Origin of the sequence: Thermomonas sp. (assembly GCF_025993755.1) — a bacterium.
Taxonomy (GTDB): Bacteria; Pseudomonadota; Gammaproteobacteria; order Xanthomonadales; family Xanthomonadaceae; genus Thermomonas.
The window spans coordinates 1-14677 of the sequence record NZ_JAMQHN010000132.1; the positions used below are offsets into that span (position 1 = coordinate 1).

Consider the following 14677-nt stretch of genomic DNA (forward strand, 5'->3'; position numbering starts at 1 on the left):
AGCGTGCAATCAGCGTGAATGCAGGACGATGCGGTCGTCGCCGGCTTCGGCGCGGACCGGGAAGCCGGCTTCGAGCAGACGCACGAAACCCTCCTCGTTGTCCCAGCGGAAGTTGCCGCCGACCCGCAGCGCGGCCGCGGCACCGTCGGCCAGCACCAGCTTGCGGGCGTTGAATCGGTTGAATTCCGCGACCACCTCGGACAGCGGCGCGTCGTGGAACGCCAGCATCCCGCTGGGCCAATCGAGCAATTCCCGGGCCTGCGCGACCGCCAGGCTGCGCACCAGCACGCTACCGCCTTGCACCAAGGCGAGACTGCCGGCGGGCAGCAGAACCGCCGGGCGCGCCGGTTGCCCGGAAGCCGGAGATTCCAGTCGCACCGTGCCCTCAGTGACGATGACCCGCAGGTTCGAGGCGTCCTGGCGCACGCCGTAGCGCGTGCCCACCGCGATGGCGCGGTAGCCGGCGGCAGCGACCGTGAACGGCCGGGTGGGGTCCTTGGCGACCTCGAAGATGGCTTCTCCGCGCACCAGGGTGATGTCGCGGGCGTGCGGCAGCAGGCGCACCTCGATCCGGCTGTCGCTGGACAGGGTGGCGCGGGAGCCGTCCGCCAGCGCGAAGCTGCGCACCTGGCCGAGGGTCGAGGCGTAGACGCTGGCGGCGACCGGTGGAACAGGCCGCAGGCTCCAGCCGAGCAGCAGGGCGCAGGCGGCCAGCGCCGCGGCGGCCGCGACGTGGAACCAACGGGTGCGCGGGATGTGCCGCGGTCGTGCGCGTGGCTGCAGGGCTTCAAGCATCTGGGCGCGGCGGTCGCGATGGTGCGTCGGTACGGCGTGCGCCGATGCGTCCTGCGGCCGTCCCGCCGCCAGCACCCGCAGCCTGCCTGCCTCGGACCACGCCGTCTGCAGGCGCAGGTAGGCGACCTTGTGCGCGCTGTCCTGCGTGAGCCAGTCCTTCAGAGCGGCCCGTTCCGCGCCCGTGCATGTGCCCGCATCGCAGCGCGCCAGCCACTCGGCGGCCGTCTGCTCGATCTCCCTGCTGGACGCGCGCACGGACACTCAATCCTCCACGCCGGTCGCGGAGGACTTGCCCGGGCGTCGCCGTCCGGGCGCGGCCGTGGACGGCTCGCCGGCATACAGTGCGTCGGCGAGCAGTCGCATGCCCTTGGCGATTTGCTTCTCCACGGTCTTCTCGCTGATGCCCAGTCGCAAGGCCACGTCCTTTTGCGAAAGATCCTCCACCCGGCGCAGCCACACGACTTCGCGGCAGCGCGCTGGCAAACGATCCAGCGCGTCGGAAAGCCGATGCAGGGTCTGCCGACCGCCGCTCCAGCGTTCCGGAGTCACCTCATCCACCAAGACGCACGAAGGCTCGAAATCACCCATCGGTTCGATCGAAACCACCTTGCCGCGCCGCAGCCGGTCGGTCATCAGGTGGCGGGCGCTGGCGAAAAGGAAGGACTTGGGCTGCGTGGGCAGCGCCCTGGAGGCGGCCTCGTAGATGCGCGCATACAGTTCCTGGCGGAGGTCGTGGATTTCGTCGCGGTGCGGCCAGTGGCGATGCAGGTAGCGCAGCAAGGCCTCCTCGTGGATCAGGATTTCCCGGACGAACCACTGGTCGAGCGGATTGCGCACCCGCGTACCATAGCCGAATGCGGGCGCGGTGCAGCGGCCGCATCGGGATGGGGGAAGCCGCGCGCTGGTTCGTCTGCAGATTGTGGCTTTCGATGAATGGATGGAGCGCGAGAATGAATCGGGTTTCCTGTCGGGCGATCCTGCTGGCCGCGCTGCTGGCCCTGGCGTTGCCGTTGTCCGCGCTTGCCGCCGACGTCGGCCATTTCGTGCTGGGCGATACCACCAGCCGCACTCCGGGGCAGGTGCAGCCGGGCCTGCTGCTGATGGGCGGCGGCGACCGCAACGACGATGCGTTGCGCTGGTTCATGAAGAAGGCGGGCAACGGCCATATCGTCGTCCTGCGCGCGTCGATGGGCGGGGAGATCGGCGAGGAATTCTTCAACAAGATCGGCGGGATCGAATCCGTCGAAACATTCGTGTTCAAGGATCGCGAAGCCTCCGGCGATCCGCGCATCCTCAAGGCCCTGCAGCGCGCCGATGGCATCTTCATCGCCGGCGGCGACCAGTCGCGCTATGTCCGCTACTGGCGCGGCACGCCGGTCGCGCGCGCGCTGGATGCCCACGTGCGCGCCGGCAAGCCGCTGGGCGGCACCAGCGCGGGCCTGGCGATCCTCGGCGAATACCTCTATGGGGCGATGGACGGCGGCAGTATCATCAGTCCAATCGCGCTGTCCGATCCGCTCGGCGATGGCAACACCATCGAGACCGGTTTCCTCAACATCGCCCTGCTCAATGGCGTCGTCACCGATACCCATTTCAGCGAGCGTGCCCGGCTCGGACGTTTGGTGGCCTTTCTTGCCAAGAGCGAGGACATGGCCGGCCGGGCGCTGGTCGGGCTGGGCGTGGACGAAGCCGCCTCGGTTGCGGTGGAAGGCGACGGCACCGGCCACGTCTATGCGACCGCGCCGGGCGCCGGGGCGACGGTGGTGCTCGGTGGGTTCGAAAGCCGGCAGGCCGAAGATCGGCCGATGCACCTCGATCGCCTTGAAACGCTCGGCGTGGGCCACGGCTCCGTGCTGCACCTGCCCTCGGGCACCGTCGATCGTCCCAGTTTCGAGCGGCGCTACGCCGTCCGCAACGGCGTGTTGGTCGCGCTGGACGCACCGCTGCTGGTGATCCACGGCGGCGCCGGCGTCGAGCCGGGCGATCTGACGCCGCAACAGGAGGAAGAGGTCAAGGCCGCATTGTCGGCGGCGCTGCGCGCTGGCTACGCCAAGCTGCAGGGCGGTGGCGCGGCGCTGGATGCGGTGACCGCCGCGATCACGGTGCTGGAGGACGATCCGCACTTCAACGCCGGACGTGGCGCCGTGTTCACCCACGACGGCAGGAACGAGCTGGACACCTCGATCATGGACGGCACGACCGGCCGCGCCGGCGCGGCCGCCGGGCTGCATCAGGTGAAGAATCCCATCCTGCTGGCGCGCGCGATCATGGAGCACTCCAACCACGTGATGATGGTTGGCGACGGTGCCGAAATCTTTGCGCGCGAACAGGGCATCGCGCTGGTCGATCCGTCCTACTTCCGCACCGAGTCGCGCTGGAAGGCTCTGCAGCGCGCGCTGCAGGAAGAAAAATCGGCGCAGCTCGAACAGCGGCCACTGGTGCTGCCGGGACGCGCCTACTTCGGCACCGTCGGCGCGCTGGCGCTGGACGCCGGCGGCCATCTTGCCGGCGGCACCTCGACCGGCGGCATGACCAACAAGCGCTATGGCCGAGTTGGCGATTCGCCGATCATCGGCGCCGGCACCTGGGCGGATGCGCGCTGCGCCGTGTCCGGCACCGGCTGGGGCGAATTCTACATCCGCGCCGCGGCCGCGCACGAAATCTGCGCGCGCGTCCGGCTGGCCGGCGTGCCGCTGCCGAAGGCGGCCAACGACGTGATCAACGTGGACATCCCCCGCGCCGGCGGCGACGGCGGCGCGATCGCCCTCGGCGCGGACGGCGTGGTCGCCTTCCCGTTCAATACCGGCGGCATGTACCGCGGCTGGATCGGCAGCGACGGCGTGCCGCATGTGGCGATCTACAAGACCGATGCGCTGGAGATGCCGTAGCGCCAGCCAAGTTCCGGACGCGTGCGTGGACCGGCCCGAGCCGCCTCAGCGTTCGGAATGTCCGGTCTCGTCGTACTGGCGCGGCGCCAGCGCCTGTGGGTTGATCAGCTCGACGAACGCCCGCGCCTGTTTGCTCAGGTACTTGCCCTTGCGCATGACGATGCCGTAGCTGCGCGCCGGGAACCAGTTCGCCAGCGAACGCGCGGCCAGGCGCTGGCGGTCGGCGTCGGTCAGGCAGATGGCGGTGACGATGCTGATCCCAAGGCCCATCGCCACGTACTGCTTGATCACTTCCCAGCCGCCGACTTCCAGCGCCACCGTGTAAGGCACGCGGTTTTGCTGGAACACCAGGTCCACCAGCCGGTAGGTGGTCAGGCGCTTGGGTGGCAGGATCAGGCCGTAGGGCGACAGGTCGTCCAGGGTCAGGTCGCGCTGGCGCGCCAGCGGGTGGTCGGGCGGGGTGATCAGCATCGGATCGAAACGGTAGACCGGGGTGTAGCCCAGGTCGGCGGGGACATCCAGCATCGAGCCCACCGCCAGGTCCACGGCGTCGCTGCGCAACAGGTCCAGGCCGCTGGCTCCGGTGACGTTGTGCAGGGTCAGCCGGACTTCCGGATGCGCCTTGCGGAAGGCTTCCACGAACTGCGGCAGCAAGTAGAGGATCGTGGAACTGCCGGCGGCGACGTGCAGCTCGCCGGCGTCCAGGCCGCGCACGCGCTCGCGGAAGTTGGCGGCGAGGTTGTCCAGCCCTTCGACCAGCGGACGCGCCATGTCGTAGAGCAGCTCACCCTCGCGGGAAAGGGTCATGCGCCGCCCGCTGCGCTCGAACAGCCGCGCGCCAAGCTCGCGTTCCAGCGCCTGCAGCTGCAACGACACCGCGGGCTGGCTGAGGAACAGCGCTTCCGCGGCGCGTGAGATCGACCCGAGCCGGGCGGTCTGGCAAAACGCTCGCAACGGCTTCAGGCGTGAGCCTTTGTAGGCGAATCGCAACGGAGAAATGGGGGTGTCCGCCATTGATTTTCCTTAAGTATTTACAAAATTAATGTTATGCATTGACAAATCTATATTGTCAAATACCACACGGCTGCGGATGGTGGAAGCCCAACCGTTGCATGGAGATATCGATGTCGGCCGTGTTGCAAGATCGCCTCGAAACGGGCGTGGAGATCACCAAAGCGCTGCCGGGGCAGGAGACGATCCTGAACGCGCAGGCGCTGGAGCTGCTGGCCGGGTTGCACCGGCGCTTCGAAGCCGAACGGCAGGCGCTGCTGGCGGCACGTGCAGTCCGCCAGGCGGCATTCGACGCTGGCGCGCTGCCGGACTTCCGCTCCGACACCGCCGCGATCCGCGCCGGCGACTGGACGGTGGCCCCGACACCGGCCGCGCTGCGTGACCGGCGCGTCGAAATCACCGGGCCGGTCGATCCGAAAATGGTGATCAACGCGCTCAACTCCGGCGCGAACTGCTTCATGGCCGATTTCGAGGACAGCACCAGCCCGACCTGGGCCAACCTGATCGGCGGCCAGCAGGCTCTGCGCGCGGCGGTGCGCGGGACGCTGGAGTTCACCGCGGACAACGGCAAGCATTACGCGCTCAAGCCGGAGTCGGAGCGGGCGGTGCTGATCGTGCGCCCGCGGGGCTGGCATCTGGACGAGAAGCATGTCCACGTGGACGGCCGGCGGATGTCCGGCGCGCTGTTCGACGCCGCGCTGTTCCTGCTGCACAACGCGTCGCTGCTGGCAGGCAAGGACCGCGGCCCCTACCTCTACCTGCCCAAGCTGCAGTCGATGGAGGAAGCGGCGCTGTGGGAGCAGGCGCTGTCGTTCATCGAGGCCGAACTCGGCCTGCCGCAGGGCCAGGTCAAGGTGACGGTGCTGATCGAGACGCTGCCGGCCGCGTTCGAAATGGACGAGATCCTGCATGCGCTCAAGGGCCGCATCGTCGGCCTGAACTGCGGGCGCTGGGACTACCTCTTCTCCTGCATCAAGACGTTCCGCCGCCGCCGCGATCACGTGTTTCCGGAGCGCGGCCAGGTCGGCATGAGGCGCCCGTTCCTGCGCGCCTATTCGGAGTTGCTGATCAAGACCTGTCATCGCCGCGGCGCCCACGCGATGGGCGGGATGGCGGCGCAGATTCCGGTCAACGGCGATCCTGCCGCGAACGAAGCCGCGCTCGACAAGGTGCGCGCCGACAAGCTGCGCGAAGTGACGGCCGGCCACGACGGCACCTGGGTGGCGCATCCGGCGCTGATCCCACTGGCGCGCGACATTTTCGATGCGCGCATGCGCAGCCCGAACCAGAAGCATGTCCTGCGCGAGGACGTCGAGGTGACGCGCGAGGATCTGATCGAGCCGGTGGCCGGGACGATCACGCGCGCCGGCTTCGAGAACAACGTCGAGGTCTGCGTGCGCTACCTGGCCGCGTGGCTGGACGGCAACGGCTGCGTGCCGATCCACAACCTGATGGAAGACGCGGCCACCGCCGAGATCGCCCGCGCCCAGCTCTGGCAGTGGCTGCATTTTGCCGACGAAGGCGGCACGCCGCTGTGTCTCGACGACGGCACCCCGGTCGATTTCGTCCTGCTCGACCGCGTCCTGATCGGACTGCCCAGTCGCTTGGCAAGGATTCCCGGAATGCCTGGCGCCGGACACGTCGGCGAGGCGATCGGTTTGCTCGACCGCCTGACCCACGCCGGCGAACTGGCCGATTTCCTGACCCTGCCCGCCTATGAGCGGATCGACTGATTTTCCGTTGCCACCACCCCACTTTCCGACGAGGCCAACCATGAAGAATCCGCTCCCGACCGCCGAACAGATCTCCCTCGACTGGGCCAACAACCCGCGCTGGGCCGGCATCACCCGCACCTATTCCGCTGCCGACGTGGTGCGCCTGCGCGGAACCGTCCATATCGAGCATTCGCTGGCGCGCCACGGCGCCGAAAAACTGTGGAAATCGCTGCATCAGGAGGATTTCGTCAACGCGCTGGGCGCGCTGACCGGCAATCAGGCGATGCAGCAGGTCAAGGCCGGCCTGAAGGCGATCTACCTGTCCGGCTGGCAGGTGGCGGCCGACGCCAACGTCGCCGGCGAAATGTATCCCGACCAGTCGCTGTATCCGGCCAATTCGGTGCCGCTGGTGGTCAAGCGCATCAACAACGCGCTGCTGCGCGCCGACCAGATCAGCCATGCCGAAGGCGATCACGCCATCGACTACCTGCAGCCGATCGTGGCCGACGCCGAGGCCGGCTTCGGCGGCGTGCTCAACGCGTTCGAACTGATGAAGGGAATGATCGAAGCCGGTGCGGCCGGCGTGCACTTCGAAGACCAGCTGGCCAGCGTGAAGAAGTGCGGCCACATGGGCGGCAAGGTGCTGGTGCCGACCCGCGAGGCGGTCGAAAAGCTGTCCGCGGCGCGGCTGGCCGCCGACGTGTGCGGCGTGCCGACTTTGATCGTGGCGCGTACCGATGCCGAGGCCGCCGATCTGCTGACCTCGGACATCGACGACAACGACAAGCCGTTCTGCACCGGCGAGCGGACTGCCGAAGGCTTCTACAAGACCAGAAACGGGTTGGAGCAGGCGATCAGCCGCGGCCTGGCCTACGCGCCCTATGCCGATCTGGTCTGGTGCGAAACCGGCAAGCCGGATCTGGAGTTCGCGCGCAAGTTCGCGGAAGCCATTCACGCCAAATTCCCGGGCAAGCTGCTGGCCTACAACTGCTCGCCGAGCTTCAACTGGAAGAAGAACCTGGACGACGCCACGATCGCGAAATTCCAGAAGGAAATCGCTGGCTATGGCTACAAGTTCCAGTTCATCACCCTGGCCGGTTTCCATGCGCTCAACTACGGCATGTTCGAGCTGGCCCACGGCTACGCGCGCCGGCAGATGAGCGCTTTCGTCGAACTGCAGGAAAAGGAATTCGCCGCCGCCGATCGCGGGTTCACTGCGGTCAAGCACCAGCGCGAGGTCGGCACCGGCTATTTCGATGCCGTCACCCAGACCATCCAGGGCGGCCAAAGCTCGACCGTGGCGCTCAGGGGCAGCACCGAGGAAGAACAGTTCCACGGCAAGCGCGCCGCCGCCTGATCCTGGCGTTGTGACCATGCGACGGGTCGGCCAAGTGCCGACCCGTCGTGTTCGATGAAGGCTCGCGACTGGGCGAAAGGAACGAGGTCGAGGCCAGCGACGGCATGATGCGACGGCGGAGGTGGTGCGCCTCATGCCGCCGCGCGTTCGCCCTGGCGCTCCAGCGTGCGATAGCCGATCGCCTCGGTCAGGTGCGGCGTTGCGATGGCGTCGCTGCCGTCGAGATCGGCGATCGTGCGGGCCACGCGCAGGATGCGATGCAGCGAGCGCGCCGAAAGTTGCAGCGATTCCACGGCACGTTCCAGCAGGGCGCCATCGCGCTGCGCCAGCCGGCAGAACGCGTTGGTCTGGCCCTGGCCGAGGCGCGCATTCGGCAGCGGACCGCGCGCAAGCTGGCGTCTTCGGGCCGCCTCCACCCGGCTCCTGACGTCGGCGCTGGATTCCCCCGGCGGCGCGTCGGTGCGCAGCAGCGTGGGCGCCAGTCTTGGCACCTCCACGTGCAGGTCGATGCGCTCCAGCAGCGGCCCGGAAATGCGCGCGCGATAGCGGCGGATCATGTCGCTGCTGCACAGGCAGCGGCCGGAGGGATCGCCGGCCCAGCCGCAGGGGCAGGGATTCATCGCGGCGACCAATTGGAAACGGGCGGGAAAGCTGCAGTGTCGTGCTGCGCGCGAAATGCCGACGCTGCCCGATTCCAGCGGCTCGCGCAGCACTTCCAGCGCGTGACGGCTCCACTCCGGCAGTTCGTCGAGGAACAGCACGCCATGGTGGGCCAGCGAGATCTCGCCGGGGCGCGGGTCGGCACCGCCGCCGACCAGCGCCACTGCGCTGGCGGTGTGGTGGGGCGCACGGAACGGTCGCTGCCGCCAGTGCGCCAGATCCAGCCCGTGGCCGCTGGCGGAAGCGATGCTGGCCACTTCCAGCGCCTCGACCTCGGACGGTTCGGGAAGGATGCCAGCAAGCCGCGATGCCAGCAGGGTCTTGCCGCTGCCGGGTGGGCCGATGAACAACAGATGGTGGGCGCCGGCGGCGGCGATCTCCAGCGCCCGCCGGGCGTGGGCCTGGCCGCGAACGTCGGCCAGGTCGGGAACCGGCGTCGGTTTGCGGTCCTGCGGCGTGGCCCTGGGCAGCGCGCTGCGTCCTTCGAGCGCCGCGCACACCTCCAGCAGTGTGCGCGCGGTGCGGACTTCGACCCCGCTGGCCAGGGCGGCTTCGCTGCCGTTGTCCGGCGCAACGATCAGGCGGTGGTTGCTGGCACCGACAGCCAGCGCGGCGGCCAGCGTGCCGTCGCAGCCGCGCAGCGCGCCGGTGAGCGCCAGTTCGCCGAGGAATTCCCAACCTTCCAGTGCGTCGGCGGAAATCTGGCCGCTGGCGGCAAGGATGCCCAAGGCAATGGCGAGGTCGAAGCGCGCTCCGTCCTTGGGAAGGTCGGCTGGCGCCAGATTGACGGTGATCCGGCGCGCGGGGAACTCGAACTGGGCGCACTGGATCGCCGCGCGCACGCGATCCTTGGCTTCGCGCACCGCGGCTTCCGGCAGCCCGACGATGGACATCGCGGGCAGCCCGCCGCCGAGGTGGACTTCGACGCGCACCGCAGGCGCATCGACCCCGATCCGCGCGCGGCTGTGCACGATCGCCAGATTCATCGTGCAGCCCTCAGAGCCGGCCGGTCTCGCGGACGGCGCTGCGGCGCCACTGGCCCAACTGTGCTTCCAGCGCGTCCAGCCGATCCCGGGTCAGGGCGAGCTGCACGCGCTGGAGTTCGAATTCGGTGCGGCTGACCAGCCCCAATGCGCCCAGGGTATCGCGCAGGACGATCTTGAAGTTCTCTCGCAGATCGTCCCGCCCGTCGCGCTGGGCGGAAGGCACCAGACTGGCAAGACGGTGCGCGAGCGCGTCGAGCTGGTTCAGGTCGTGGATGCGCAGTGCGTTCATGGAATTCTCCTCGGGCCTCGGCCGCGCCGGACAGTCCGCTTTCGGCGTGTCCAGGCCAGATTGCGCGTCGGATGCGTCGGGCGCACTCGGCGGAAGGCGCGGACAAAGGTCGGAAAAACCCCATCAAGGACATCGGGAACTTGCTCGGGCGCGGTATCCTGCCGGCAACTCCGGGGAGACGATGCGATGAAGATGGTGATGGCAGTGATCAAGCCGTTCAAACTCGACGACGTTCGCGAGGCGCTGGCCGAGGTTGGCGTGGCCGGGATCACCGCGACCGAGGTCAAGGGCTTCGGCCGGCAGAAAGGCCACACCGAGCTGTACCGCGGCGCCGAATACGTCGTCGACTTCCTGCCCAAGATCAAGCTGGAAATCGCCGTCACCGACGATCAGGTCGATGCCGTCACCGAAGCCATCGTGAAGTCGGCCGGCACCGGCAAGATCGGCGACGGCAAGCTGTTCGTCTGGGATCTGGAACGGGTGGTGCGCATCCGCACCGGCGAACTGGACGCCGACGCGCTCTAGCGATGGCCTGAACAACTCCATCCTGGAATCGCTGCTCCGCCTGTCGCCGGATTCACTCGGGTCGAGCTGTCGTCAACGGTTCGCGCCAGGCGCCGAGCAGGGCGTGCAGCAAGACCACGATGGCCCAGCTAAGCCAGATCGTCCACAGGACGTGCGACAGGAAATGCGCGCCGCGCATTTGCTGGACCAGGCCCAGGAACAGGCACAGCGCCAGCGCGCCACCGGCTGCGTGGCGACTGAATCGGGGATTTTCCGGATAACGCAGCAGGGCGAATGCCAGCAGCCATCCCGAGGTGGAGACGAAGCCCGCCGGGAAGCAATGTCCGGGGATTTCCGCGTGCGACGAGAAGGACGACAGCAGGTCGAAATACGGCGCATAACCGTCATAGCGATCGATATCCCATGGACAGTGCATGGGACTGTTGTGTTTCCACAGACTGACGGCCAGCGGCACGGCGACGATCGAGCTGGCGACGAAGCGCCAGCGCCGGCGATCCGCCATGCGGCGGTGTTTCCAGGCGATCCGCAGGAACCCGAGGGCCACCAGGATCAGCACGCCCTTGAGCCAGCTGTGCACCAGCGTCTTCGCCCACCAGGCATTGCGATAGGGCCACAGATGGTTGCCGAAATCGAAGAATGGATCGGCCAGCTGCAGGTCGAGGCGGTTGTTTCTGAAAAGCAAGGCGATAGCCAGACCACTGACGGCGAGCAGCAGGCATTGGCGCAGGTAGAACCGGATCCAGAAGGTCGGCACGCTGCGGGTTTCCGGTGGAAAGGGCATGCGATTCTACGCGCTGACCGGTGCCGCTCGATAGAGGGCGTGACGGTCAGACTTCGGCACGGTTCCGGCCCAGATCCTTGGCGCGATACAGCGCCGCGTCCGCGCGTGCGATCAATGCCTCGCGGGTGTCGACCGGTTCAGCCTGGGCGATGCCGATGCTGACGGTGAGGCTCGGTGCCGGGGCGATTCCCGCAAGCGCATGCGTGCGCGTCGCCTCCAGCAGGCGGGCGGCAACAACCTTGGCATTCTCGAGACTGGTGTCCGGGCAGAGGATCAGGAATTCTTCCCCGCCGATGCGGCCAAGCCGGTCGTGCTCGCGCAGATGGTGCTTCCAGACCTCGGCGGCTTCGCGCAGGACCCGATCGCCGGCGGCGTGTCCATGCCGATCGTTGACCGATTTGAAATGGTCGAGATCCAGCATCAGGATCGATAGCGGGGAACCGCTGGATGCCGCCAGCGCCAGCGCGCGATCCAGAGCGGCCTCGATGGCGCGACGACTGGCAACGCCGGTCAGCGGATCGGTCATCGCCAGGGTGCGCAGGGCGAGTGACTTGCGCCATTGCCGCAGCGCCAGCCAGACCAGCACGGCCACCAGCAAGGCGCCGAGCAGGATCGCCAGGCGCTGCCAGCGACGGACGCTTTCGAGGGTCTTGACCTGTTGCAGTCGGGAGCTGGCCTCGGCGCGCAGGCGGCGGTTCTCGAAATCGCGCCGCCGGATCTCGTATTCGTATTCCAGCAACCGGTTCTGCTGGAAGCGCATCTTGCGCTGCAATTCGGTTTGCAGATCGCTGTAGCGCTTGTAGTCGGCCAGCGCCGCAGTGGTGTTGCCCAGGGCTTCCTCGCTGGCGGACCGCGCCCGGAACAAGGTGGCCAGATAACGCTCGTTGCCGTCGCGCTCGATCAGGGGCTGGGCGATGCGGTATTGGGCCAGCGCCTGCTGGTGCTGGCCGAGGCCGGCCAGCGCCTGTCCGGACAACAGGGCCATCACGTCGGCGTTCCAGCTGCCTTCCTGGGTCCTGGTGAACGCATTTGCCTGGCTCAGATGATCCAGCGCGGCGTCGAACTTGCCCTGGTCGATGAAAATCGTCGCCAGCGCGAGCTGCGCGCTGGCTGTGCTTGACTCGTCCTCATGGTTGCGGGCGACCGCGAGAGCATGTTGCAACGGCGCCTCGGCCTTGTGCGGATCGCCGGATTCGTCGTAGAGATAGCCCAGCTGGATGTTGTAGGTGATCGCCCGTTCCCAGTCGCGCTGCTCGTCCATCCTGTCGATGGCATGGGTGAAGTAGCGCTCGGCCTGCTCCCAGTCGCCGATGCGGCGATAGGCCACCGCCGTCAGCATCAGCAATGCGTCGACCTCGTGCTCGATCCCGGACTCGCGGTAGCTGGCGCGGGCGCGCTGGAAATCCAGCAGCGCCTTGGCCTGTTCGCCCATGTCCGACAGCAGCGAGCCGCGCAGGGACAGCGCTTCGGCGAACAGCTGGCGCTCGCTGGAATTCTGTAGCAGCGCCACCAGCCGCTCGGCTTCCGCCAGGGCTTCCTTGCCGCCTTTGAGATCGGACAGGAAACCGACGCGGCAGAATCGCGACCGGCCCTCGGAGGCGAGATCCCCGGCCGCCTGCGCCCGGCGCAGGGCCACATCGGAATAGGCCAGTCCGCGAACGGGGTCCTTCCAGCGGCTGCTGCCGCAGTACACGGAACGAAACTGGATATCGCGCGCGTGATCGCCGGGCGGCAGCAGGATGCGCAGGCGTTCGAGGTTGGCGTCGTAGTCGGCGAAACTCGAATCCATCGACGACGGGCCCACGACCCGAACGAGCACGGCATCGAACTGGGCCGTGCGGTCTGCGCCTGCGGCGGGTGCCGGCTGTTGTGCGGCGACCGTGCCCGCCGCCGCCAATGCGATGGAGGTCAGCAGAATCGGCAGCCAGCGCGGAGAGGCAAGGTGTCGCTTCATGTGCATCCAGTACCCGGTTGACCGTGCACCTTAACTGCAACCCGATCTGGCGACCGTGCGCACCATCCAACTTTTGCAGCGCAGCGCGCCGGTTCAGCCCGCCAAGGCCTCGGCGACGAACGGCGGCAGGGCCTGCGCGCCCCTGTGCACGGCGGAACTGTAATACTCGGTGGGAAAGCGCTTGCCTGCGGCATCGGCTTCACGGAACCCCCAATCGGCATCCGCGTCCTTGCTGGCCATGGTGCAGCTCCACCAGCCGGTGGGATAGCAGGGCTGCGGGAAGGGCAGGGTCTGGAAGGAGCGGAAGCCGGCCTTGCCCATTTCCGCACGCATGGCCTTGATCAGGTCGAGCAGCGCCAGCGGCGATTCGCTCTGCTGGACCAGCAGGCCGTCGGCTTTCAGCGCGCGGTGGCAGCTTTCGAAGAAGGCCTGGTTGAACAAGCCTTCGGCGGGGCCGATCGGGTCGGTGGAATCGACGATCACGATGTCCACGCTGTTCGGTGCGCAGTTCGCCATGTAAGCGATGCCGTCGTCCCATAGCAGCTCCGCGCGCGGGTCGCTGTTGGATGCGCACAGCTCGGGGAAATATTTCTCCGCCATCCGCGTCACCTGTTCGTCGATGTCGCACTGGGTGGCCTGTTCGACGCCCGGATGGCGCAGCACCTCGCGCAGCGTGCCGCAGTCGCCGCCGCCGATGATCACCACGCGCTTCGGATCGGCGTGTGTGAACAGCGCGGGATGCGCCATCATCTCGTGGTAGAAGAAGTTGTCGCGGCTGGTCAGCATCATGGCGCCATCGATGAGCATGACGTTGCCCCAGTCGGTGCTTTCGTACACCTCGATCTTCTGGAATGGCGACTGCACCTCGTCCAGCTTGCGGGTCATGCGGAAGCCGATCGACGAGCCGGTGTGCTCGAAATTCTCATGCAGCCATTGGGACTGGGTCATGGCGTGGGTCTGGTCAAGAGTGCTGGATCGCACATTGTATCGACTGTGTGGTGCGTTCCCGGGCAAGTGGGGACACCCCGGGCGGGGGTTGGGCCATACGAAGTAGCTCCCCCGTACACGCATTGTTCGGAAGGCCCAACACCCACCCCGGGTGCGTCGCAGTAGACACAGCCGCCTTGAGCGGAGATGGGCGAGTGTGGAACGCCTTGTGGCTTCAGGGGTTCAAGGGGTTGCCCTCGCCCACACGTTGCCGCCGGCCGCTACGGAACTGGCTGCCCGGGTTCCTCGAGACCGGGTTCCGACCTGCACCACGCCAATGGCATCGCGCGACCACCTTCGTACCGCGTCACCATGCGTGCGCCGACACTCTTGATGATGTTCAGGCAGGCGCAGCCGTAGCCATACGGGCCGTCGGTGGCGATCCACTTGTCCGTAGCGAATTCGGGCCCGCCCTGCCAGCCGGCTGCGCTGGAAAAATCATCGGGCTTCTGGATCGACCAGGTCGTGCCACTTTCGATGAGCGAATAGGTCCTGTCGGCCGGATGAACCAGCCAGCCGCACGTCTCCGCCAGAGCCGATCCGGTTGCCGGTTTCGCCTTCGACGGTCGATCCGCGCCGGCGCAGGCCGCCACGGCGATGGTCAGGGCCGCGATTGTCAGATGGGCCTTGTTCGCGTTCACAGAGAGGGATCATCCGCCCACAGGCATCCGGGATTGTAGTGTGGATCAGTCTCGCTTTCATGGAGCCTTTGCAGCGAAGATCTTGGCC

Annotated in this window: 13 protein-coding genes; 4 read left to right on the plus strand and 9 right to left on the minus strand. The window is 67.5% G+C overall.

The window, feature by feature from the left end:
- Nucleotides 1–9: 9 nt before the first annotated feature.
- Together Q0X16_RS09395 and Q0X16_RS09400 are read right to left on the minus strand one after the other, a co-directional pair.
- Nucleotides 10–1050 (minus strand): FecR domain-containing protein, encoded by a 1041-nt coding sequence (locus Q0X16_RS09395; RefSeq protein ID WP_297833425.1) that lies wholly within the window; start codon nt 1048–1050, stop codon nt 10–12.
- A gap of 6 nt (nt 1051–1056) precedes the next feature.
- Nucleotides 1057–1632, minus strand: coding sequence for a sigma-70 family RNA polymerase sigma factor (locus tag Q0X16_RS09400; RefSeq protein ID WP_297833427.1), 576 nt, complete (start codon nt 1630–1632; stop codon nt 1057–1059).
- Between the two features lie 113 nt (nt 1633–1745).
- On the opposite strand from Q0X16_RS09400, the gene Q0X16_RS09405 reads away from it, so the two are divergent.
- Entirely contained in the window at nt 1746–3683 is a 1938-nt protein-coding gene (locus tag Q0X16_RS09405; RefSeq protein WP_297833429.1) for an isoaspartyl peptidase/L-asparaginase, read from the plus strand.
- A gap of 45 nt (nt 3684–3728) precedes the next feature.
- Here Q0X16_RS09405 and Q0X16_RS09410 read toward each other — a convergent pair whose 3' ends face one another.
- On the minus strand, nt 3729–4697 hold the full coding sequence (locus tag Q0X16_RS09410; protein ID WP_297833430.1) for a LysR family transcriptional regulator: 969 nt from the start codon (nt 4695–4697) through the stop codon (nt 3729–3731).
- Between the two features lie 110 nt (nt 4698–4807).
- On the opposite strand from Q0X16_RS09410, the gene aceB reads away from it, so the two are divergent.
- Together aceB and aceA are read left to right on the plus strand one after the other, a co-directional pair.
- The gene (aceB, locus tag Q0X16_RS09415) at nt 4808–6427 is read left to right on the plus strand and encodes a malate synthase A (RefSeq protein WP_297833432.1); all 1620 of its coding nucleotides are present in this window, start codon (nt 4808–4810) and stop codon (nt 6425–6427) included.
- A gap of 40 nt (nt 6428–6467) precedes the next feature.
- Entirely contained in the window at nt 6468–7766 is a 1299-nt protein-coding gene (aceA, locus tag Q0X16_RS09420) for an isocitrate lyase (protein ID WP_297833434.1), read from the plus strand.
- 131 nt (nt 7767–7897) lie between these two features.
- Here aceA and Q0X16_RS09425 read toward each other — a convergent pair whose 3' ends face one another.
- Both Q0X16_RS09425 and Q0X16_RS09430 read right to left on the minus strand, forming a co-directional pair.
- Nucleotides 7898–9412 carry a YifB family Mg chelatase-like AAA ATPase gene (locus Q0X16_RS09425; RefSeq protein ID WP_297833436.1) on the minus strand — a complete coding sequence of 505 codons (1515 nt, stop codon included), beginning with the start codon at nt 9410–9412 and terminating at the stop codon, nt 7898–7900.
- A gap of 10 nt (nt 9413–9422) precedes the next feature.
- Entirely contained in the window at nt 9423–9701 is a 279-nt protein-coding gene (locus tag Q0X16_RS09430) for an accessory factor UbiK family protein (protein ID WP_297833439.1), read from the minus strand.
- A 186-nt stretch (nt 9702–9887) separates the two neighbouring features.
- Between Q0X16_RS09430 and Q0X16_RS09435 the strand changes: the two genes are divergently transcribed.
- Nucleotides 9888–10226 carry a P-II family nitrogen regulator gene (locus Q0X16_RS09435; RefSeq protein ID WP_297833441.1) on the plus strand — a complete coding sequence of 113 codons (339 nt, stop codon included), beginning with the start codon at nt 9888–9890 and terminating at the stop codon, nt 10224–10226.
- Between the two features lie 52 nt (nt 10227–10278).
- On the opposite strand, the gene Q0X16_RS09440 is transcribed toward Q0X16_RS09435, so the two are convergent.
- From Q0X16_RS09440 to Q0X16_RS09455, 4 genes are all read right to left on the minus strand, one after another.
- Complete coding sequence (locus tag Q0X16_RS09440) at nt 10279–11007, minus strand: phosphatase PAP2 family protein (RefSeq protein WP_297833443.1); 729 nt, start codon at nt 11005–11007, stop codon at nt 10279–10281.
- 46 nt (nt 11008–11053) lie between these two features.
- Nucleotides 11054–12961, minus strand: coding sequence for a diguanylate cyclase (locus Q0X16_RS09445; protein WP_297833445.1), 1908 nt, complete (start codon nt 12959–12961; stop codon nt 11054–11056).
- A gap of 93 nt (nt 12962–13054) precedes the next feature.
- A complete protein-coding gene (gene speE / locus Q0X16_RS09450; RefSeq protein ID WP_297833447.1) occupies nt 13055–13909 on the minus strand; it encodes a polyamine aminopropyltransferase in 855 nt (284 codons plus the stop codon).
- 260 nt (nt 13910–14169) lie between these two features.
- Complete coding sequence (locus Q0X16_RS09455) at nt 14170–14589, minus strand: DUF4087 domain-containing protein (RefSeq protein ID WP_297833449.1); 420 nt, start codon at nt 14587–14589, stop codon at nt 14170–14172.
- Nucleotides 14590–14677 lie beyond the last annotated feature (88 nt).